Genomic DNA, 19,367 nt, shown 5'->3' with positions numbered 1-19,367 from the left:
AACAGCAGTTCCGCGCCTTCGATCAGCGGGTGCGCAGGCCTTCCAGCACCCGCACGACGCAGGCCTCGACGTCGGCCTTCACCTGCTCCGGCGAGTCGGACCCGGCGATCGCGGTCGCGCCCGCCGACAGCGAGCCGAAGACCACGCGGGCCAGCGCGTCCACCGGCAGCGGGTCGATCGCACCCGACTCGACCAGTCCGGCGACCACGGCGCGGACCACGCCGAAGGTGTGGGTCTCCTCGGCGGAGCGCCAGCGCTCCCAGCCCATCACCGCGGGCCCGTCCCGCACGACGATGCGCTGGTAGGACGGCTCCAGGCAGACGTCCAGGAAGGCGCTCAGCCCGGACCAGGTGGCCTCCCACCGGTCCCCGGTCTCCGACAGCACCCCGGCCAGCCGGGCGACCACGCCGGTCTCCACCGCGTCGAAGGCCGCCTCGAACAGCGCCTGCTTGCCGCCGAAGTGGTGGTAGAGCGCGCCCTTGGTGACCCTGGCGCGCTTGGCTATCTCCTCCAGCGAGGTGCCCGCGTAGCCGTGCTCGGTGAACAGCTCAACGGCGGAGTCCACCAGCGCTTGCCGGGTGGACTCGGAGTACTCCAGACGTCGAGGTCGAGCTGTCGCCATGCTCACAACCCTAAGTCATACCGACGGTACGGAGCCGTGCTACTCTCGGTACACCAACATACTCTCGGTATGCCGCACACCTGGGGTATCCCCCGGGTCCGATCCCGGAGAGCGAACATGAGTTGGCACGACTTCCACCAGCGGCAGCGCGCGATCGCATCGGTTCTCGACAGCGCGCGGCAGAACCCGGTCCAGGCCCTCGACCAGGTGCCCGCCCCCTTCTCCGACGCCACCGAGCTGCTGCGCGCCCTGCAGCACAAGTGGACCCAGCAGCTGATCGGCCGGGTCGACGTGGCCCTGGTCGAGACCGGTGACGCCCCGGACGGCGACCGGATCCAGGCGGTCACCGAAGCCTGGCGCAGCACGGCGGCGGCGAACCCGGTGCTCCGCGAGCTGCTCGACCGCAACCAGGCGAACCCGGTGCTGCGCGCCGACGCCGCCCGCGAGCACCGCCTGCTCGCGCTGGCCAGCGGCCTGGCCGAGCCCGCCGAACCGGACGCGGAGGTCGCCCGCGTCGGGCAGGCCTTCCTCCAGCTGCTCAGGGCCACCGGGATCGAGTCCAGCAAGACCTGCCTGCTGTCCCTGCACTGAGCTCAGCAGCGCTGCCGCAACCACTCCCGGGTCCCGGCGTCGGCCGGTGCCTGCACCAGCAGCGTCGCGGTGTCGTCCGGCTGGAGCAGCGAGCACTCGAAGCGCAGCCGCGCGTCGCCGGCCAGGACCGTGACCGGCCAGCTGCCGAACTCGCGCACCGCCCGGCAGTCCCACCAGTGCGCCAGTTCGGGCCGCAGCTCCCGCAGCCCCGCCACCACGTCGTCGGCGGGGAACCGGTCCGCTCGGGCGCGGAAGCGCAGGAACAGCTCGTAGAGGAACCGCTCCTCCGGCACCAGCAGCGACTCCAACCGGGCGCTGCCCGCCAGGCTCAGCAGCAGGTTCGGCCGACCGGTCAGCACCGGCTCCGGCCACACCGCGGCGTGAGCGGCGTTGCCCGCCAGCACGTCGAAGCGCTGGTCCAGCAGCAACGCGGGCGTCAGCGGCCAGTTGTCCAGCAGCGGGCGCAGTCGTGCCACCAACCCGTCGTCGGCGACGCCATCGGCCGCGTAGCCGCCGAGCGCGAGCAGGTGCCTGCGCTCCTCGTGCGTCATCCGCATCGTCCGCGCGAGCGCTTCCAGCACCTCCCGGGAAGTCTGCACGCGGCCCTGCTCCAGCCACGCGTACCAGGCCAGGCCCACGCCGGACTCGGACGCGATCTCCTCCCGGCGCAACCCCGGGGTGCGGCGCCGCCCGCGCACCGCGATGCCGAAGTCCGCCGGATCGAGCCGTTCCCGGCTGGCCCGCAGGAACGCACCGAGCTCCCGGCGCCGCAGATCGCCGCTCATCCCGCCAGCCTATGACCTGGAGTAACCCCACAAACCGGCGCCTGGTCGGGGTTCCGGCCGCCGCGCAGGCTGGAGGCGTCCACTCGGAACAGGAAGGACCCTCCCCCGTGTCCCAGCAGCTCTGGCGCCGCCACCCCGACTCCTCGCACCTGGCCGCTCCCCGCACCTTCATCCGCGTCTTCGTCGCCCAGGCCGAGCTCGAACCGACCGTCGCCTGGTACGAGCAGCTCCTCGGCGTCGAACGCGACATGGTCATGCCGTACCCGGAGAAGGACCTCGCGCTCACCGCGGTCGGCGGCTTCCTGATCATCGCGGGCACCGAGGCCGCGCTGGCCCCGTTCCGGCAGACCGTCGGCACCCTCCTGGTGGCCGACGTCGGCCCGTACGAACAGCTCTTCCAGCAGCAGGGCCTGGAATTCGTCCAGCCCCGCTTCCGGGCACCGGCCGGCGAGGGCTTCACCGTCCGCCACCCGGACGGCGCGGTGATCGAGTACGTCCACCACCGGCCCGCCGCGCACGAGCTCAGCTGACGGCGACCGCCTCCCGCGGTGCGCTGGTCAGGCTCGGCACCGGCAGTCGGAGCGCGTGCGCGGCGGTCAGCTCGCGGCGCGCGCGCACCGACGCGACCATGCCGCGGATCAGCTCCGGCGGCTCGACCTCGTTCGGCCGGACCAGCTCCACCGGCCACCGCAGCGCGTGGCACGTCCGGAGCAGGAGGACGAAGGGGAACAGCACGAGCTGCGCCGCGAGCTCCAGCGCCGCGCCGCAGAACAGGACCACGAACAGGAGCAGGAACGGGATCGCGATGATCGCCGAGATCGGGTCGTCGCCCAGCCCGCTGGGCAGGCTGTCCATCGCGTCCTGGAACGACAGCTTGCGCCGCCACAGCAGCCAGCGCCGCCGCCCGTAGGGGCTCAGCCGCCGCTCGACCAGCCGCCAGCGCTGCGGGCTGATCTCGATCGGCGCGAACTCCGCGTGTTCGGCCGCCAGCAGGGCCTCCGCACCGTCGAGCCCGCTGCTGCGCCCGAGGTGCTCGCGCAGGGCGCGACGCAGCCGCCGGGCAGCGGCGAGGCTGCCCACGCGGATCACTCCGGCCCGGCACCGCCGGGCGCTGATCTCCAGCGTCCACCCCCGCCCGGCCGCTCGGGCGAGCAGGGCCAGCGGCATCAGCACGAGCCCGACCAGCAGTTCCAGCCAGCAGCCGAGCAGCACGGCGGTCAGCAGCAGGAACCAGGCGAGCCGCAGCGCCACCGAGAACGGGCCTTCGCTCAGCCTCGGCCACCGATCGCCCGCCATCCGCAACCGCACCACGCGGGACCACGGCGCCCACCTGATGCGCACCGTCCAAGAAGTCGTAGGCACGACACCGCAGTATTCCCGCACCCGATCACCCGGATGGCTGGCACTCTCAACCTACTGAGAGTAGGTTTCGGTCATGACCAGGTGGACCGCAGCCGACATCCCCGACCAGACCGGACGGACCGCGCTGATCACCGGCGCGAACTCCGGTCTCGGGCACCGCAGCGCACGAGCCCTGGCCGAACGCGGCGCCCGCGTCCTCATCGCCTGCCGCAACGCCGAGAAGGGCCGCGCGGCGCTGGCCGAGATCGCCCGGACCGCGACCGCGGAACCCGAGCTCGTCGAGCTGGACCTCACCGACCTCGCCTCGATCCGCAAGGCCGCCGCCGAGGTCCGCGACCGCACCGACGGCCTGGACGTCCTCATGAACAACGCCGGGGTGATGGCCACCCCGCGCCGCAGCACCCGGGACGGCTTCGAGCTGCAGATCGGCACCAACCACCTCGGGCACGCCGCGCTGACCTGGCTGCTGCTCCCGGCGCTGCGCCCGGGCGCGCGCGTGGTGACCGTCTCCAGCATCGCCCACCGCTTCGGCGGCCTGGACGTCGACGACCTCAACTTCACCCGCCGCCGCTACCGGCCGCTGCTCGCCTACAGCCAGTCCAAGCTCGCCAACCTGCTGTTCGCGCTGGAGCTCGACCGCGCGGCGAAGCGCGCGGAACGCGACCTGATCAGCGTCGCCGCGCACCCGGGCATGGCCATGACCGAGCTGACCGGCAACTCGTCCCGGCTGCACGCGCTGCCCGGCCCGGTGCACGACGTGGTCGGCCTGGGCACCCGGCTGGTCACCCAGCCCGCCGAGCGGGGCGCGCTGCCGCAGCTCTTCGCCGCCACCGCGCGGGGCGTCCGCGGCGGCGACTACTTCGGCCCCGGCGGCATCGGCGAGGTCCGCGGCCACCCGAACCGCGCCCGCCTGAGCAAGGCCGCCAGGGACGTCGCCACCGCACGTCGGCTGTGGGCGGTCACGGCCGAGCACACCGGGGTCGCACCGAGCTGGTCGTGACCCAGCTCACCAGCGGTTTCTTTCGCCTGGTGGAACGGGAAGCGAGATGACCACGGCGCTTGCCGGGGGCGTAGCCTGGGGCGCGTGACTGTGGCTCCGGAGGGTCGGAAGCTGCTGCGGCTGGAGGCTCGCAACAGCCAGACCCCGATCGAGAAGAAGCCGTCGTGGATCAAGACCCGCGCGCGGATGGGACCCGAGTACCAGGAGCTCAAGGGTCTGGTCCGCCGCGAAGGTCTGCACACCGTCTGCGAGGAGGCGGGCTGTCCCAACATCTTCGAGTGCTGGGAGGACCGCGAAGCGACCTTCCTCATCGGCGGGGAGCAGTGCACCCGGCGCTGCGACTTCTGCCTCATCGACACCGGCAAGCCGGCTGCGCTGGACGTCGAGGAACCGCGCAAGGTCGCCGAGTCGGTGCAGGCCATGGGCCTGCGCTACTCGACCGTCACCGGCGTGGCCCGCGATGACCTGCCCGACGGCGGGGCGTGGCTGTACGCCGAGACGGTCCGCCAGATCCACGCGCTCAACCCGGGCACCGGCGTCGAGCTGCTGATCCCGGACTTCAACGCCGAGCCCGACCAGCTGGCCGAGGTCTTCGGCTCCCGGCCGGAGGTGCTCGCGCACAACCTGGAGACCGTGCCCAGCGTGTTCCGCCGGCTCCGCCCCGCGTTCCGCTACGAGCGGTCGCTGCAGGTGATCTCCGAGGCGCGCGACGCGGGCCTGGTGACCAAGTCGAACCTGATCCTGGGCATGGGCGAGACGCCGGACGAGGTGCGCCCGGCGCTGCAGGACCTGCACGACGCGGGCTGCGACATCATCACCATCACCCAGTACCTGCGGCCCAGCCCGCGGCACCACCCGGTGGACCGCTGGGTCAAGCCGGAGGAGTTCGTCGAGCACACCAAGGCGGCCGAGGAGATCGGCTTCCCCGGTGTGATGGCCGGACCGCTGGTGCGCTCCAGCTACCGCGCGGGCCGGCTGTTCGCGAAGGCCACCGTGCACCGCGGCATGCCCCTCCCGGAGAACCTGGCCCACCTGGCCAAGGAGGGCACCGCCGCGCAGGAGGCCACCAGCCTCCTCGCCCGCTGAGCATCGTTTCCGCTGGTCATGACACGTGAGCACTTTGAGGCGCTATAGCACCTCAAAGTGCTCACGTGCATCTAGCAGGCAAAACGATCCGGACACGCCGCCGGGTCCGACCTCACGGGTCGGTCACGCATCCGGGACCGCGTCTGCACCTGGTCCGGGTCGCGCCGTATCCTGAAATGCATGGCCAAGGAGGACAAGGCCGCCAAGAAAGCGGCGGCCAAAGAACGGCGCAAGGCAACTCGAGGACGCTTCAAGCAGATCCTCGAGGTGTTCAACATGCAGCGCCGGGAGGACAAGCTCCTCCTCCCGCTGATGCTCGGGGTGTTCCTCGGCGTCACCGCAGTGATCTTCCTGCTGGGCATGATCTGGGGCCTGCACTGGGTGTTCCTCCCGGTGGGGCTGGCCTTCGGCCTGCTGGGCGCGGTGATCCTCTTCGGCCGCCGCGTGCAGTCGAGCGTGTACCGCAAGGCCGACGGTCAACCCGGCGCCGCCGGCTGGGCGCTGGACAACCTGCGCGGCCGCTGGGTGCTGACCCAGGCCGTGTCCGGCACCGCCCAGCTCGACGCCGTGCACCGGCTGATCGGCCGCCCCGGCATCGTGCTCGTGGGCGAAGGTGCTCCGCACCGGGTCAAGTCGCTGATGGCGCAGGAGAAGAAGCGCGTCGCCCGGCTGGTCGGCGAGACCCCGATCTACGAGATCATGGTGGGCAACGAGGAGAACCAGGTTCCGCTGGCCAAGCTGCAGCAGCGGATCACCAAGCTGCCGCGCAACATCGGCCCGGCGCAGATCGACTCGATCGAGAACCGGCTCGCCGCGCTGGCCAACCGCGGCAACGCGATGCCGAAGGGACCGGTGCCGCAGGGCGCCAAGATGCGCAACGTGTCGCGCGCCGTGCGCCGCGCGCGGTAATTCACCGGCAACGAGGAGCGGGCCCGGGGGTTCCGCACCCCCGGGCCGCTTCTTCACGTCAGGAGATCACCGGCGCAGCACGATGGTGCCGGTGAGCCGGTCGTGCCAGGAGCGGCCGTCGAAGTTCCACACCACGGCCGGGATGATCAGCCCGGACAGCACGCAGCGCACCGCGGCCCGCCACGGCCCCACCATGACCGCGCCGTCGACGCGCGCCACCCAGATCCGCAGCGCGGCCATGCCCGGCGTGGCGCCGAAGAAGCACACCGGGACCACGGTGATGACCGCCCAGGCCAGCAGGCTCCAGTTCCTCGGGTAGTCCGGCATGGTGAACAACCCGGCGACCAGCGCGGCCAGCACGATGTCGATGAGGAACGCCCCCAGCCGCCTGCCCACCGGCGCCGCCGACCCGGGGCCGTGCTCGGGCAGCCCCAGCTTCTCGCCGCGCCACTGGGGCCGGGAATCGTTCGCCTGCTCGCGCACGTTGTTCAGCGCGGTCTTCGGGCCGTCCAGCCAGGATCCGACTCTTCGCACGTCATCCAGGGTACGTGCCGTCCGCTGGTACCGTCGGAGCACCGCTTCCGGCAACATCAGCCACTCGAACGGGTCGCAGTTAACGCCGGCGAAACATTCGGGTGACGACGGAGCAACACCCAGGACATACGGTGAGAACCGAGCCGGCGGCGGAAACTTCGACGTGGCGTCGGTGAGCTGTACGAGTGCTGAAGGAGCCACCGAGCTTGTTCAAGAATCCTGACGAGGTCCTGCGCTTCATCGCTGATGAGGACGTGAAGTTCATCGATGTCCGGTTCTGCGACCTGCCGGGCGTCATGCAGCACTTCACCGTGCCCGCCGCGGCGTTCGACCAGGATGCGTTCACCGAGGGGCTGGCCTTCGACGGCTCGTCCGTGCGTGGCTTCCAGTCCATCCACGAGTCGGACATGCTGCTGCTGCCCGACCCCTACACCGCGCGCCTCGACCCGTTCCGGATCGAGAAGACGCTGATCCTGAACTTCTTCGTGCACGACCCGTTCACGCTCGAGCCCTACAGCCGCGACCCGCGCAACATCGCGCGCAAGGCCGAGCAGTACCTGAACGAGTCGGGCATCGCCGACACCGCGTTCTTCGGCGCCGAGGCCGAGTTCTACATCTTCGACTCGGTCAAGTTCGGCGAGGGCCCGAACAAGTCGTTCGCCGAGGTCGACTCGATCGAGGGCTGGTGGAACACCGGCCGCGACGAGGAGGGCGGCAACCGCGGCTACAAGACGCGGCTGAAGGGCGGCTACTTCCCGGTCTCGCCGTACGACCACTTCGCCGACCTGCGCGACAAGATGGTCACCCAGCTGACCGACTCCGGTTTCACCGTCGAGCGGGCGCACCACGAGGTCGGCACCGGCGGCCAGACCGAGATCAACTACCGGTTCAACACGCTGCTGCACGCGGCCGACGACCTGCAGCTGTTCAAGTACGTCATCAAGAACACGGCCTGGGACAACGGCAAGACCGTGACCTTCATGCCCAAGCCGCTGTTCGGCGACAACGGCTCCGGCATGCACAGCCACATGTCGCTGTGGAAGGACGGCAGCCCGCTGTTCTACGACGAGGCCGGTTACGCCGGGCTGTCGGACATGGCCCGCCACTACATCGGCGGCATCCTGCACCACGCGCCGAGCCTGCTGGCCTTCACCAACCCGACGGTGAACTCCTACCACCGCCTGGTGCCGGGCTACGAGGCCCCGGTGAACCTGGTGTACTCGCAGCGCAACCGGTCGGCCTGCATGCGCATCCCGATCACCGGTGCGAACCCGAAGGCCAAGCGCGTCGAGTTCCGCTGCCCGGACCCGTCCGGCAACCCGTACCTGGCCTTCGCCGCGATGATGATGGCCGGTCTGGACGGCATCAAGAACAAGATCGAGCCGGCCGAGCCGATCGACAAGGACCTCTACGAGCTGCCGCCGGAAGAGGCCAAGAACGTGCCGACCGTCCCGGACAACCTGGCCGCGGCGATCGACAACCTGGAAGCCGACCACGACTTCCTGCTCGAAGGCGGCGTGTTCACCCCGGATCTGATCGAGACCTGGATCCGGCTCAAGCGCGAGGACGAGATCGACCCGATCCGCCTGCGCCCGCACCCGCACGAGTTCTCGCTGTACTTCGACGTGTGATGCGCTGAACGCGTAGTGGCCCGTCAGCTCCGGCTGGCGGGCCACCTTGCGTTCAGGTTCCGCCACCCGCACCGCCACGCAGACCAGCCCCTAACGTGCTTTGAGCAGCTCGAACACGCTGGAGAAGCTGTCGTCGCCGTGGCCGTCGGCGGCGCGCTCGTCGAGCAGCGCCTTCAACGGCTCGTGCACGTCGGCAGCGACTCCGCTGTTCCTGCTGAGCCGGATGAGGCTGTCGACCCCGGCCCGGTTCAGGTCGACGGTGGAGACCCCGTCCGCGTAGGAGCCCGATCCGGCTTCCCTGGCCAGCTCGGGCAGGAAGTCGGCCATCCCCCGCAACCACCGCGCCGCCAGCGGTGCGAACTCCGCTGGGGCCGTGCCCACCGGTTCGAGCAGCGCCGCGGCGTGCAGGAACCCGGTCAGAGCGGCGTACCCGGTGCCCAGCAGGGCCAGGTCGTGCACCTCGGCGGCTCCCGGGTCGGTGCCGAAGTAGTGCGCCGGGGCCATCACCTCCAGCTCGCGCCGGTAGCTGGTGAACGCGCGCTCCGATCCGGAGTAGAGGAAGAAGCCGTCCTGCGTGGCGACGGTTTCCGGGAGGGCCATCATGGCGCCGTCGAGGTAGTCGGCACCGCGTCCGGCGACCCGCTCGGCCAGTTCCCCGGCGTGCTCGGGGCTGCTGTTGGCCAGGTTGACCAAGGTGCGGCCCGGCAGCACCCGCTCGATGGAGCCGAGGGTCTGACGCACCGCGTCGTGGTCGAGGAGCGGTGCGATCACGAGCGGACCGGCCTCCACCGCCTCGGCAGCGGTGCTCGCGAGGATCGCACCCCGGGCGACCAGCGCATCCGCTCTGCCCGCGGTGCGGTTCCACACGCTGGTCGGGTAACCGGCGTCGAGGAAGGCAGCGGCGATCGCGGTGCCCATCCGACCCAGGCCGAGGACGGCGACGTGCGGCTTGGACTGCTCAGGCATTCCGCTCACCCGCCGCGATCGTCTCGATGACGCTGGCGATGCCGCTCGCAGCGTGCCCGGCGGTCGCGGCCCGGTCGAGCAGGTCGCTGAACAGCTGCGGCACGTCGGTGCCGATGCCACCGGCACGGCTCGTGTCCAGGAGGTGCCGCATGGCCGCCGCGTGCACCTCCACGGTGCCGTCGTCGTCGGGGAAGCGGCCGTCCCCGATCTGGCGGGCGTGCTCGGCCATCAGCGACACGACGAACGGCATGTGCCCGGTGGCCACCGCCGCGAAGGTGGACGGGTCGACGCCGGAGGCCCCTACCAGGGCCGCGGAGTGGTAGAAGCCCGCCAGCGCGCCCCAGGCCAGGCCGAACAGCGCCGTGTCGTACACCGGGGCCAGTGCCGGATCGGCTCCGAGGTGCGTGGCGTTGCCCAGGCTCGCCAGCACCCACCGGTGCGCGGCGAAGGTCTCCGGCGACCCGCTGAACACGAACAACGCCTCGGGACGCCCGACGAGCCGGGTGCCGCTCATGGCCGCGCCGTCCAGGTAGTCGGCACCGTGACCGGCCGCCCAGCCGGCCATCCGGGCGGCCTCCTCCGGAGTTCCGGAGGTCAGGTTCACCAGGGTCCGGCCGCGCAGGCTCGTCGCCACCGGGCCGAGCAGTTCCAGCGCGGTCGCGTAGTCCGGCAGGCAGACCACCACCAGCGGGCTCGCGGTGATCGCCGCTTCCGCGGTTTCCGCGCGGACCGCGCCCTGGGCCACGAGCGCGTCCGCCTTGGCGGCGGTGCGGTTCCACACCGCCGTGGCGTGGCCCGCTGCCAGGAATGCCTGCGCGAGCCGGGTTCCCATCTGGCCCAGGCCGATCACCGACACCGCGGACCGCTGCTCGTTCTCCGACATGTGCTGACTCCTTCGCTTCCTGCTGATCGCTCGGTGTCCACACCCTGTCGCCCGGCGCTGGCGGAACCCTGTCGAACCGCTGGCGGATCCGGTCGGCCGGTTACTGTTCAGCCATGTACTTCGAGGTGCTCGGCCCGCTCACCGTCCGGACGCGAACCGGCAGCACCGTCGAAGTCCCCGAGCCGAAGGTGCGCGCGCTGCTGGCCGTGCTGCTCGTCCACGAAGGACGTGCGGTCTCGACCGACCAGCTGGTGGACGTCCTGTGGGGCGAGCGGCCTCCCGGCAACCCGGCCGGTGCCCTGCAGACCAAGGTCTCGCGGCTGCGCCGCGCGCTCTCCCGAACCGACGACGCGACCGAAGTGGAGGCGAAACCGCCGGGATACCGCTTGCGCATCCGCCCGGAAGACCTGGACTCCCAGCGGTTCGCCGACCTCACCGCCACCGCGTACCGCACCGAGGACCCGCACAGCAGGGCCGACCTGCTGCGGGAAGCACTGGCGCTGTGGACCGGCGACGCCCTGGCGGGCTTCGACGACGTCGAGTTCCTGCGCACCGCGGCCGCGCGGTTCGAGGAGCAGCGGCTGACCGCCGTGGAAGCGCTGGCCGAAACCCGCCTGCAGCTGGGCGAACACCACGCGCTGATCGGCGATCTCGACGAGCCTGCGGCCCGGCACCCGCTGCGGGAACGGCTGCGCGCCGCGCAGATCAAAGCGCTCTACCTGGCCGGACGGCAATCCGAGGCGCTGACCGTCTACACCGGACTGCGGGCCGAGCTGGCCGAGCAGCTGGGCGTCGACCCGGGCCCGGAACTGACGGCGCTGCACCAGTCCATCCTCGAGCACGACGCGTCCCTGGGAGCGGTTCCGCCTGCCCGGGAACGGATTCCGAACGAGCTGGAAGCACCGCTCACCGACCTGGTCGGGCGCGAAGACGCGGTGCCCGCGGTGCGCGAGCTGCTCGCAGGCAACCGGCTGGTGACGCTGACCGGCCCGGGCGGGGTCGGCAAGACGCGGCTCGCCGACGAGGTGGCCCGCCAGGCGGTCGGCGACTTCCCCGACGGCGTCCGGAAGGTGGGCCTCGCCGGATCGGCGGAGGTGACCGAACAGCTGAGCGCGGCGCTGGGCATCCGCGAGGAAGGAGCGCTCGGGCTCGTCGCGGCCCTGCGTTCGAGGCGGTTCCTCCTGCTGCTGGACAACTGCGAGCACGTCATCGACGAGGCTGCCGAGGTCGTGCGCGGGATCCTGTCCGCGGCCCCGGGATTGCGCGTCCTGGCCACCAGCAGAGAACCGCTCGGCTTGGCCGGAGAAGCGGTGTGGACGGTGCCCCCGCTGCGGCAGGCCGACGCCGAGCAGCTCTTCGCGCTGCGCGCGGCGGCCTCCGCGCCGGGGTTCGCCGTCACCGAGCACAACGCGGAGGCCGTCGCGACGATCTGCCGCCGCCTCGACCGGATCCCGCTCGCGCTGGAGCTGGCCGCCACTCGGGTCCGCGCGCTGGGCGTGCGCGAGCTGTCCGCCCGGCTGGACGACAGGTTCCGCCTGCTCGCCGGCGGTCACCGCGGCGCGCCACCGCGCCAGCGAACCCTCCGGGCGGTGATCGACTGGAGCTGGGAGCTGCTCGCCGACGACGAACGACGGCTCCTGCGCAGGCTGTCGGCCTTCACCGGCGGATGCACCCTCGACGCCGCCGAAACCGTGTGCGGCGAAGACGTCCTCGACCCGATGATCAGGCTGGTGGACCGCTCGATGGTCACCGCCACCGAGGAACCCCGGTACCGGTTGCCGGAAACCGTTTCGGCCTACGCGCGAGAACGCCTGGCGGAGGCAGGCGAATCCGATGCTCTCCACGACGACCACCGCACGTACTACGCGGAGCTGATCGGACGGGCCGCTGCCGAGCTCCGGGGACCCGACCAGCACCGCTGGCTCGCGCTGCTGGACCGCGAGAGCGGCAACCTCCGCGTTGCCCTGGAGCGCGCCGCGCAGCTGGCGGACGGCACCGCAGCGCTCCGCTTGGCGCTCGACTCCACGTGGTACTGGTTCCTGCGCGGTCGGCTGAGCGAGGCCCGGCGATCGCTCGGCGAAGTCCGCCACCTCGGCGGCGACACGGCACTCCGTTCGCAGGCCGCTCTATGGCACGCGGCGTTCGCCATGCTGGTCGGCGAGGAGCACAGCGATTCCGCACTCCCCGACGCAGCCACCGGTTGCGCACGCGCCGAATGGTTCCTCGGCTACGCCGCGCTCAACGCAGGTGAAGACCTGGCCCGCAGCGAAGTTCTGGTGGATCGTGCCCTGGAGCGGTTCCGGGCGGCCGATGACCGCTGGGGAATCGCTGCCGCGCAGAGCACCAGGGCCACTCAGGCCCTGCTGCGCGGAAATCTCGTCGCACTGCGCCGAAACGCCGAGGAAGCCCAAGAGATCTTCGCGGAGCTCGGCGACCGCTGGGGCCAGTTGCAGACCGCCTACCCGCTGGCAGCGCTGGCCTCGATCACCGGCGACTACGCGCGCGCAGAACACCTGCACCGGACCGGCCTCGAACTGGCCGAAGAACTGGGTTTCCGGGCGGCCGCCGCCGACCGGATCACCGGGCTCGGCCGGGTCGCCCTCCAGACCGGCGACTTCCGGCAGGCAGCCGCCCTGCACCGGGAGGCGATGACCCGGGCGGCCGAGCACGGCTACGCGGCGGGCGAGATCCACGCCGAGATCGGCCTCGCCCTCGGAGCGCGGCGCGAGGGCGACTGGGCTCTCGCCGAGAAGCACCTGCGCAGAACGCTCGACTGGCACCGGGAAGTCGAGTTCGGTCCCGGCCCGGCCCTGCTGCTCGCCGAGCTCGGCTTCCTCGGCGAGCAACGCGGGGACGCCCGGACAGCCCTCGCCCTGCACGGCCAAAGCCTCACCGTTGCCCGCGAAAGCGGCGACCCGCGCGCCATCGCCCTCGCCCACGAAGGTCTGGCCGGCGCCTACGCACTCCTGGAACAACCAGAGCGGGCAGCTCGGCTTCTGGGCGCGGCGGCACGAGCTCGCGAATCCGTCGGCGCCCCGTTGCCGGAGGCCGAACGCGGCGACGTGGACCGCATCACCGCCCGAATCCGCGCAGTGCTGAGCGACGCGGCCTTCGCCGCCGAGTTCGCCGCAGGCGCCGAAGAGCCGACCAGTAGCACCGATTTCTGAGATCGGCTATTAACAGCGGCTCAAATGCCCTGCCAGGGCTGCAGAGCGGCCCCGAGCACGCCCGGTTTGAAGCGCAGCAGAGCACCGGCGCACGGGTCGTCGAGCAGTGCCAGCTCGTCGTAGCCGTAGCAGGCCGAGGTCACGTACATCTCCTCCAGCCGCGAACCGCCGAAGGCCAGGCTGGTGATCCGCCGCGTCGGCGCCCACAGGACGGTTTCGAGATCTCCGCCGGGCGCGTACCGGTGGATCCGCCCGGTCCAGTGCATCGCGACCCACACGCAGCCCTCGGCGTCCACCGCGATCCCCTCCGGCTCGCCCTCCGCCTCGGCGCACGCCACCCACTGCCGCCCGGAGACCGCCATCGCGCGCTCCGGGTCGTAGTCGTAGGCCCAGATGGTGCGCGCGTCGACCAGGTACATCCGCGTGCCGTCCGGGCTCCACGCCACCCCGCCGGCCGCCGTCACGCCGTCGACCAGCAACCGCGCCCGGTCACCGTCGAGCACGTACATCCCGCTGCCCTGCAGCTCGCGGGAGTGCGTCTGGGTGCCCGCCACGAACCGCCCGGCAGGGTCGCAGGCACCCACACCCATGCGATCGCCGTTGCGCACCTGGACGACCGGTTCCAGCGCCGAGCGCCCGAGGTGCACCCGGGCGAAGCCGCGCCCGGCGGCGGCGATCAGCTGTCCCTGCCGGGTCGCGCCCAGTGCCGTCACCGGCCCCGGCAGCACCCGCACTTCATCGCTGCCGGAATCCCGGTGGAAGGTGTGCAATTCCCGGCGCAGCAGATCCACCCAGTGCACGCAATTGAGCGCGGGCATCCACAACGGGCTCGCCCCGCACAGCGCCTGCCGGTCGACGAGCACTTCGAAGTCCTCGGACATCGGCAGTCCCCTGTTCGCCGCCCTGCCTTCCTGCGCGCAGGGTACTGGCGAATTCGGCAATCTGGGACCGCCGACCGGGTTCGCCGAAACCATTGCGGCATTTCCGGACCGTTTTGCGCACCGAACCGCACGCACGCCCGAAAACGCTTTGCCCGCACCGGAAAAGAACACGCGGTTCCGCCGACCGAAAGGAGAAGCGGCGACGGGCGATCGGCGTGATCCACCCGGTCGACCGAGAACCGCGAATGCCGAACGGCACTGCGCCTTCCGGAGCACTCGACGGCCTGCCGGCGGCTCAGCGGAATTCGGCCGGATCGACCTCCCGCACGAAGCAAACCCGGTCGTGGCCGGGTCCGTCGTAATCGCGGTGCACCGGAATTCCGCCGATTTCGGCATCTCCGCCGGTGAGCTCGAAACCCATTCTCCGGTGGAAGGCGATCGAACCGGTGTTGGCCGGTGAGGTGACGCAGTGCACGCGGGTGCGCCCGGCACGAGCGACCGCGGCGAAGAATTCGCCGTACAACCGGCGCGCGAGCCCGGACCGGCGCAGCTCCGGGTCGACCCCGACGAAGTGGACGTAAGCGTCCGAGGCGCGGTCAGCCGAGCCGAAACCGATCAGGAAGCCCGCCATCCGGCCGTCCCGCTCGGCGACCAGGCTGGTCCCGGCGAAGTGCTGCAGGAACAGCCGGGGCACGAGCAGCGACAGCTCACGAGCGGCTTCCGGGCTGCGCGAATCCGACCACCACCGCTGGATGGCCGCCACGATCACCGGATGATCTTCTTCCTGGGCGGGTCGCAGATCGATCATGAGTACCACCCTAGGAGCTCAGGCCCCGTAGAACACCCGCTCCACGACAGCGCGGGCGTGCCGGGTGACGCGGAGGTAGTCGTCGACGACCTCCCCGGTGTCGACCTCCGCCGGATACCCCAGCGCAGCGGCCACCGCGTTCAACTCCCGGGTCTGCTTGGGCAGCTGGTCCCCCGGCTTGCCGCGGACGAGCATCACCGCGTTGCGCACGCGCATCGCCAACGTCCACGCCTCCGCCAGCTCATCGGCATCCCCGGCGTCCAGCAGACCCGCCTCGGTCGCGGCCCGCAGCCCGTCCAGCGTCGAGGTCGTGCGCAGCGCCGGGTGCTCGTGGGCGTGCTGGAGCTGCAACAGCTGCAGCGTCCACTCCACGTCGGCCAGGCCGCCGCGACCGAGCTTGGTGTGCGTCGCCGGATCCGCCCCGCGGGGCAACCGCTCGGAATCCACCCGCGCCTTGATCCGCCGGATCTCCCGCGCCTTGGCCTCGTCGAGTCCGCCTTCGGGATACCGGATCGGATCGATGGCCCGGCAGAACCGCTCACCCAGGTCCTGATCACCTGCGACGTGCCGCGCGCGCAACAGCGCCTGGGCCTCCCAGGCCTCGCCCCACCGCCGGTAGTACGCGAGGTAGGAGTCCAGCGTCCGCACCAGTGCGCCCTGACGGCCTTCCGGCCGCAGGTCGATGTCGACCTCCAGCGGCGGATCCTGGCTCGGCGCGCCCAGCAACCGCCGCACCTGCTCGACGACCGCGGTCGCGAACCGCACCGCCGCGGTCTCCTCCGCGCCGGTCACCGGTTCGCACACGAACATCACGTCGGCGTCGGAGCCGTAGCCGAGCTCCGCGCCGCCCAGCCGGCCCATCCCGATCACCGCGATCCGAGCCGGGATCTCACCGGTCGCCTTCGCGGTGTCCCGGATGGACACGTCCAGCGCGGATTCCAGCACCGCGGCCCAGATGTTCGACAGCGCGTGGAACACCGCGGTCGGCTCGACCAGGCCGAGCAGATCGCCGCAGGCGATGCGCAGCAGCTCGTGCCGCCGCAGCGAACGCGCCGCGGCAGCGGCTCTCCCCGGTTCCGAGTAGCGCGCGACGGTGCTGCGCAGCGAAACCGAGGCCTCCATCGGATCACGTCCGGCCAGCGCCGGGGTGTCGGACAACAACCGCAGCACCTCCGGCGCCCGCACCAGCAGCTCCGGAACCAGCTTCGAGGTGCCGAGCAGCTGCGCCAGCCGCTCGGCCACCACGCCCTCGTCGCGCAACAACCGCAAGTACCAAGGGGTTTCCGCCAACGCCTCGGACACCTTGCGGTACGCGAGCAACCCGCCGTCGGGGTCGGGGGTGTTCGCCAGCAGGTCCAACAGCATCGGCAACAGCGTGCCCTGGATGCTGGCCCGCCGGGACACTCCCGAGGTCAAAGCACCGATGTGGCGCAACGCGCCCTCCGGCGAGGTGTAACCGAGCGCGGCCAAGCGCTCCACCGCTGCCGAGGTCGTCAGGCGCAGCGCCGCCGTGGGCACCTTCGCGACCGCCTCCAGCAGCGGGCGGTAGAACAGCTTCTCGTGCAGTCGCCGAACCCGGTTGCTGTGCCGCCGGAACTCCGCCACCAGCGCCTGCGCCGCCGTGTTCCGCCCGCTGGAGCGCAGCCCGGCCGCCCGCGCCAGCACGCCCAGCGCATCGGCGTCGTCGAAAGCCGGGAACAGGTGCGTCCGGCGCAGCTGCCGCAGCTGCAACCGGTGCTCGACGGTGCGCAGGAACCGGTAGGAATCCACCAGATCCGCGGCATCGGTGCGAGCCACGTACCCGCCTTCGCCCAAGGCCCGCAAGGCATCCAACGTGGACGTCGGGCGGAGCGAATCGTCGCTGCGGCCGTGAACCATCTGCAGCAGCTGCACGGCGAACTCCACGTCGCGCAACCCGCCACGCCCGAGCTTGAGCTCGCGCTCGGAAAGCTCGGAGGGAACGTGGTCCTCGACCCGGCGCCGCATCGAGCGCACATCGGCCACGAAGCCCTCGCGCTCCGCCGCGGTCCACACCAGCGGCTGCACCGCGGCGAGGTAGTCCGCGCCGAGCTCCGCGTCCCCGGCCACCGGACGCGCCTTGAGCAGCGCCTGGAACTCCCACGTGCGCGCCCACCGGCGGTAGTAGCTCAGGTGCCCGTCGAGCGTCCGCACCAGCGCCCCGGCCTTGCCCTCCGGGCGCAGCGCCGCGTCGACCTCGAAGAAGGCGGGCCCGGCCACCCGCATCATCAGGCTGGCCAACCGGATCGCGGCCGGGATCTCCGCTTCGTCGCCGGCGACGAACACGACGTCGACATCGCTGACGTAGTTCAGCTCCCGGCCACCGCACTTGCCCATCGCGATCACCGAGAGCCGCGGCACCTCCGCCACGCCGGACAGCTTCAACTCGGCCACCGCGACCGACAACGCCGCGCGCAGAGCCGCGACGGCCACGTCCGACAACGTCGCGGCCACGTCCTCGTACAGCAGCTTGGGCAGGGACGGATCGACGACACCGGCCATGTCCTGCCCGGCGACGTCCATCAGCAGCCCGCGATACGCCCGGCGCAGCGCGCTGACCGCATCCGGTCCGTGCAGCTCCGCCACCGGGCCACCGGGAGTTCCAGGATCACCACTCCCGTCGGCGCCCACCGCCGCCAGGAGCACCGCGGTGCGTTCCTCCAGCGTTCTCGCGACAGCGGCGCCGGAGCGCAGCCGCTGCCAGTCATCCGGGTGCGCCACGAGGTGGTCGGCGAAGGCCGTGGAAGCGCCGAAGACGCCGAACAGCCGGGCGCGCAAACCCGGATCGTCCACCAGCGCACGGGAGAACTCCGCCCACTCCGCCTCCGCGGCATCCCGGAACCGGTCCAGGGAGTGCAGCGCCAGGTCCGGATCGGGAGTCCGCGACAACGCGGACACGATCGGCTCGGCCGCTCCCGGGCCGCCGTCCGACCACCAGCCGGCGCGGCGCAGCTGGGCCTCAGCACGTGACGCGTCGGTGAACCCGTACCGAGCGGGAGACGGCACCGAACCCGAGCGCGACGAGTTGCTGTTGGCCATTACCCGACCGTAGTCCGCGCCGCGTCCCGGCGCGGACCCGACCTGGCGGTGATCACGCCAGCGGCAGGAATCTGCTGGCCTTGCGATCCTCCGGCGCCGTACCCACGAACCGCACGAACCGCTCCGCCACCGGCTGCCAGGTCTCGGCCAGATCCGCGTGGAACTCGTCGAGGTGCGCCGGGTCGAGCTGACCGGGCCGCGCCGCGGCAGCGACGTCCGGGGACAGCTCCGCCCAGTCCAGCACCCGCTCCGTCGTCGTCTCGATGTGGAACTGCAACCCGTAAGCGCAGTCGCCGACCCGGAAGAGCTGGTTCTCGCACTTCGGCGAAGAGGCCAGCAGCTGAGCGGTGGGCGGCAGGACCGCCACCTCGTCGGTGTGGAACTGCAGGACGTCCGGCGTCAGCGGAACCGGGCCGAACAGCGAGTCCTCGGCAGCGACATCGCGCTTGGCGATCAGCAACGTGCCGACCTCCGGTCCCTTGCGCGCCGCCCGCACCTGCCCCCCGGTCGCAGCGGCCAGCAGCTGGGCACCCAGGCACAGCGCCATGACCGGCACCCGCTCACCCACTGCCTTGCTCAGCAGCGCCCGAACACCGGCCAGCCAGGGGTGCTCCGCGTCGTCGTAGACGCCCATCTCACCACCGAGGACGACCAGCCCCTGGTGCTCGCTGAAATCGGCGGGCAACTCCTGCTCGGCCGGCAGGACGACATCGATCTCGGCCCCGGCCGCCACCAGCCACTCCCCGAGAGGCCCCGGAGGATCCGTTCTCGACGGCTGCACAACGAGAATCCGCACACCACCCATGCCGTCAGCGTACGACCTCGAAGCCCGAAGCCCCACCATTCTCCGCCTGAAGCCGTGGGCGGCGGGGTACCTCTGGTGTTCTGCGAACGTTCCCGGAAATAGAAGAAGGGCCTTGTGTTCTGGATTTCTCCAGGACACAAGGCCCTTCCTGTGTAGTGTGTCGGCGGTGTCTTACTCTCCCACACCCTGTCGAGTGCAGTACCATCAGCGCTGGGGAGCTTAGCTACCGGGTTCGGAATGGGACCGGGCGGACCCTCCCCGCCATCGCCACCGACAACCC

The 19,367-nt window shown here is 71.4% G+C and carries 17 protein-coding genes and 1 rRNA gene; 7 read left to right on the top strand and 11 right to left on the bottom strand.

The window, feature by feature from the left end; all coding sequences use genetic code 11:
- Window positions 1-22 precede the first annotated feature (22 nt).
- Window positions 23-622 (bottom strand): TetR/AcrR family transcriptional regulator, encoded by a 600-nt coding sequence (locus OU416_RS34430; protein WP_270931259.1) that lies wholly within the window; start codon window positions 620-622, stop codon window positions 23-25.
- A gap of 117 nt (window positions 623-739) precedes the next feature.
- Here OU416_RS34430 and OU416_RS34425 point away from each other — a divergent pair, with 117 nt between their 5' ends.
- A complete protein-coding gene (locus OU416_RS34425) occupies window positions 740-1,213 on the top strand; it encodes a hypothetical protein (RefSeq protein ID WP_270931258.1) in 474 nt (157 codons plus the stop codon).
- 2 nt (window positions 1,214-1,215) lie between these two features.
- On the opposite strand, the gene OU416_RS34420 is transcribed toward OU416_RS34425, so the two are convergent.
- Window positions 1,216-1,998 (bottom strand): MmyB family transcriptional regulator, encoded by a 783-nt coding sequence (locus OU416_RS34420; protein ID WP_270931257.1) that lies wholly within the window; start codon window positions 1,996-1,998, stop codon window positions 1,216-1,218.
- A 107-nt stretch (window positions 1,999-2,105) separates the two neighbouring features.
- Here OU416_RS34420 and OU416_RS34415 point away from each other — a divergent pair, with 107 nt between their 5' ends.
- Window positions 2,106-2,528, top strand: coding sequence for a VOC family protein (locus OU416_RS34415; RefSeq protein WP_270931256.1), 423 nt, complete (start codon window positions 2,106-2,108; stop codon window positions 2,526-2,528).
- Here the strand turns inward: OU416_RS34415 and OU416_RS34410 are convergent.
- Window positions 2,521-3,360: a hypothetical protein gene (locus tag OU416_RS34410; protein ID WP_270931255.1), complete on the bottom strand. Its 840-nt coding sequence runs from the start codon at window positions 3,358-3,360 to the stop codon at window positions 2,521-2,523. The genes OU416_RS34415 and OU416_RS34410 overlap by 8 nt on opposite strands.
- Before the next feature lie 73 nt (window positions 3,361-3,433).
- Between OU416_RS34410 and OU416_RS34405 the strand changes: the two genes are divergently transcribed.
- From OU416_RS34405 to OU416_RS34395, 3 genes are all read left to right on the top strand, one after another.
- Window positions 3,434-4,360, top strand: a complete 927-nt coding sequence (locus tag OU416_RS34405) for an oxidoreductase (protein ID WP_270931254.1) — start codon at window positions 3,434-3,436, stop codon at window positions 4,358-4,360.
- Window positions 4,361-4,444: 84 nt separating this feature from the next.
- On the top strand, window positions 4,445-5,446 hold the full coding sequence (gene lipA / locus OU416_RS34400) for a lipoyl synthase (protein ID WP_270931253.1): 1,002 nt from the start codon (window positions 4,445-4,447) through the stop codon (window positions 5,444-5,446).
- A gap of 180 nt (window positions 5,447-5,626) precedes the next feature.
- The gene (locus tag OU416_RS34395) at window positions 5,627-6,355 is read left to right on the top strand and encodes a DUF4191 domain-containing protein (protein WP_270931252.1); all 729 of its coding nucleotides are present in this window, start codon (window positions 5,627-5,629) and stop codon (window positions 6,353-6,355) included.
- Between the two features lie 66 nt (window positions 6,356-6,421).
- On the opposite strand, the gene OU416_RS34390 is transcribed toward OU416_RS34395, so the two are convergent.
- Window positions 6,422-6,889, bottom strand: a complete 468-nt coding sequence (locus OU416_RS34390; RefSeq protein ID WP_270931251.1) for an RDD family protein — start codon at window positions 6,887-6,889, stop codon at window positions 6,422-6,424.
- A gap of 206 nt (window positions 6,890-7,095) precedes the next feature.
- Here OU416_RS34390 and glnA point away from each other — a divergent pair, with 206 nt between their 5' ends.
- The gene (gene glnA / locus OU416_RS34385; RefSeq protein ID WP_270931250.1) at window positions 7,096-8,520 is read left to right on the top strand and encodes a type I glutamate--ammonia ligase; all 1,425 of its coding nucleotides are present in this window, start codon (window positions 7,096-7,098) and stop codon (window positions 8,518-8,520) included.
- Window positions 8,521-8,610: 90 nt separating this feature from the next.
- Here glnA and OU416_RS34380 read toward each other — a convergent pair whose 3' ends face one another.
- Both OU416_RS34380 and OU416_RS34375 read right to left on the bottom strand, forming a co-directional pair.
- Entirely contained in the window at window positions 8,611-9,486 is an 876-nt protein-coding gene (locus OU416_RS34380; protein WP_270931249.1) for an NAD(P)-dependent oxidoreductase, read from the bottom strand.
- Complete coding sequence (locus OU416_RS34375) at window positions 9,479-10,396, bottom strand: NAD(P)-dependent oxidoreductase (RefSeq protein ID WP_333779672.1); 918 nt, start codon at window positions 10,394-10,396, stop codon at window positions 9,479-9,481. The genes OU416_RS34380 and OU416_RS34375 overlap by 8 nt, the downstream gene beginning before the upstream one ends.
- A gap of 86 nt (window positions 10,397-10,482) precedes the next feature.
- Here OU416_RS34375 and OU416_RS34370 point away from each other — a divergent pair, with 86 nt between their 5' ends.
- Complete coding sequence (locus OU416_RS34370) at window positions 10,483-13,536, top strand: BTAD domain-containing putative transcriptional regulator (RefSeq protein WP_270931247.1); 3,054 nt, start codon at window positions 10,483-10,485, stop codon at window positions 13,534-13,536.
- A gap of 20 nt (window positions 13,537-13,556) precedes the next feature.
- Here OU416_RS34370 and OU416_RS34365 read toward each other — a convergent pair whose 3' ends face one another.
- From OU416_RS34365 to rrf, 5 genes are all read right to left on the bottom strand, one after another.
- Window positions 13,557-14,417 carry an SMP-30/gluconolactonase/LRE family protein gene (locus OU416_RS34365; protein WP_270931246.1) on the bottom strand — a complete coding sequence of 287 codons (861 nt, stop codon included), beginning with the start codon at window positions 14,415-14,417 and terminating at the stop codon, window positions 13,557-13,559.
- Between the two features lie 295 nt (window positions 14,418-14,712).
- On the bottom strand, window positions 14,713-15,225 hold the full coding sequence (locus OU416_RS34360) for a GNAT family N-acetyltransferase (RefSeq protein ID WP_270931245.1): 513 nt from the start codon (window positions 15,223-15,225) through the stop codon (window positions 14,713-14,715).
- Window positions 15,226-15,243: 18 nt separating this feature from the next.
- Window positions 15,244-18,282: a bifunctional [glutamine synthetase] adenylyltransferase/[glutamine synthetase]-adenylyl-L-tyrosine phosphorylase gene (locus OU416_RS34355; protein WP_270931244.1), complete on the bottom strand. Its 3,039-nt coding sequence runs from the start codon at window positions 18,280-18,282 to the stop codon at window positions 15,244-15,246.
- A 52-nt stretch (window positions 18,283-18,334) separates the two neighbouring features.
- Entirely contained in the window at window positions 18,335-19,087 is a 753-nt protein-coding gene (locus tag OU416_RS34350; protein ID WP_270931243.1) for a type 1 glutamine amidotransferase, read from the bottom strand.
- 158 nt (window positions 19,088-19,245) lie between these two features.
- Window positions 19,246-19,362 (bottom strand): 5S ribosomal RNA (gene rrf, locus OU416_RS34345).
- Window positions 19,363-19,367 lie beyond the last annotated feature (5 nt).

This window comes from Saccharopolyspora indica (assembly GCF_027853965.1).
Classification (GTDB): domain Bacteria; phylum Actinomycetota; class Actinomycetes; order Mycobacteriales; family Pseudonocardiaceae; genus Saccharopolyspora; species Saccharopolyspora indica.
Note: the sequence above shows the minus strand (reverse complement) of the source record. Positions and strands in the feature narration are given on the sequence as shown.

Bases quoted from the DNA above. Each gene is read 5' to 3' on its own strand.
- OU416_RS34420 (WP_270931257.1), bottom strand. From the start codon at position 1,998: ATGAGCGGCGATCTGCGGCGCCGGGAGCTCGGTGCGTTCCTGCGGGCC.
- OU416_RS34425 (WP_270931258.1), top strand. From the start codon at position 740: ATGAGTTGGCACGACTTCCACCAGCGGCAGCGCGCGATCGCATCGGTT.
- OU416_RS34370 (WP_270931247.1), top strand. From the start codon at position 10,483: ATGTACTTCGAGGTGCTCGGCCCGCTCACCGTCCGGACGCGAACCGGC.
- OU416_RS34360 (WP_270931245.1), bottom strand. From the start codon at position 15,225: ATGATCGATCTGCGACCCGCCCAGGAAGAAGATCATCCGGTGATCGTG.
- OU416_RS34430 (WP_270931259.1), bottom strand. From the start codon at position 622: ATGGCGACAGCTCGACCTCGACGTCTGGAGTACTCCGAGTCCACCCGG.
- OU416_RS34405 (WP_270931254.1), top strand. From the start codon at position 3,434: ATGACCAGGTGGACCGCAGCCGACATCCCCGACCAGACCGGACGGACC.
- OU416_RS34380 (WP_270931249.1), bottom strand. From the start codon at position 9,486: ATGCCTGAGCAGTCCAAGCCGCACGTCGCCGTCCTCGGCCTGGGTCGG.
- OU416_RS34350 (WP_270931243.1), bottom strand. From the start codon at position 19,087: ATGGGTGGTGTGCGGATTCTCGTTGTGCAGCCGTCGAGAACGGATCCT.
- OU416_RS34355 (WP_270931244.1), bottom strand. From the start codon at position 18,282: ATGGCCAACAGCAACTCGTCGCGCTCGGGTTCGGTGCCGTCTCCCGCT.
- OU416_RS34365 (WP_270931246.1), bottom strand. From the start codon at position 14,417: ATGTCCGAGGACTTCGAAGTGCTCGTCGACCGGCAGGCGCTGTGCGGG.
- OU416_RS34395 (WP_270931252.1), top strand. From the start codon at position 5,627: ATGGCCAAGGAGGACAAGGCCGCCAAGAAAGCGGCGGCCAAAGAACGG.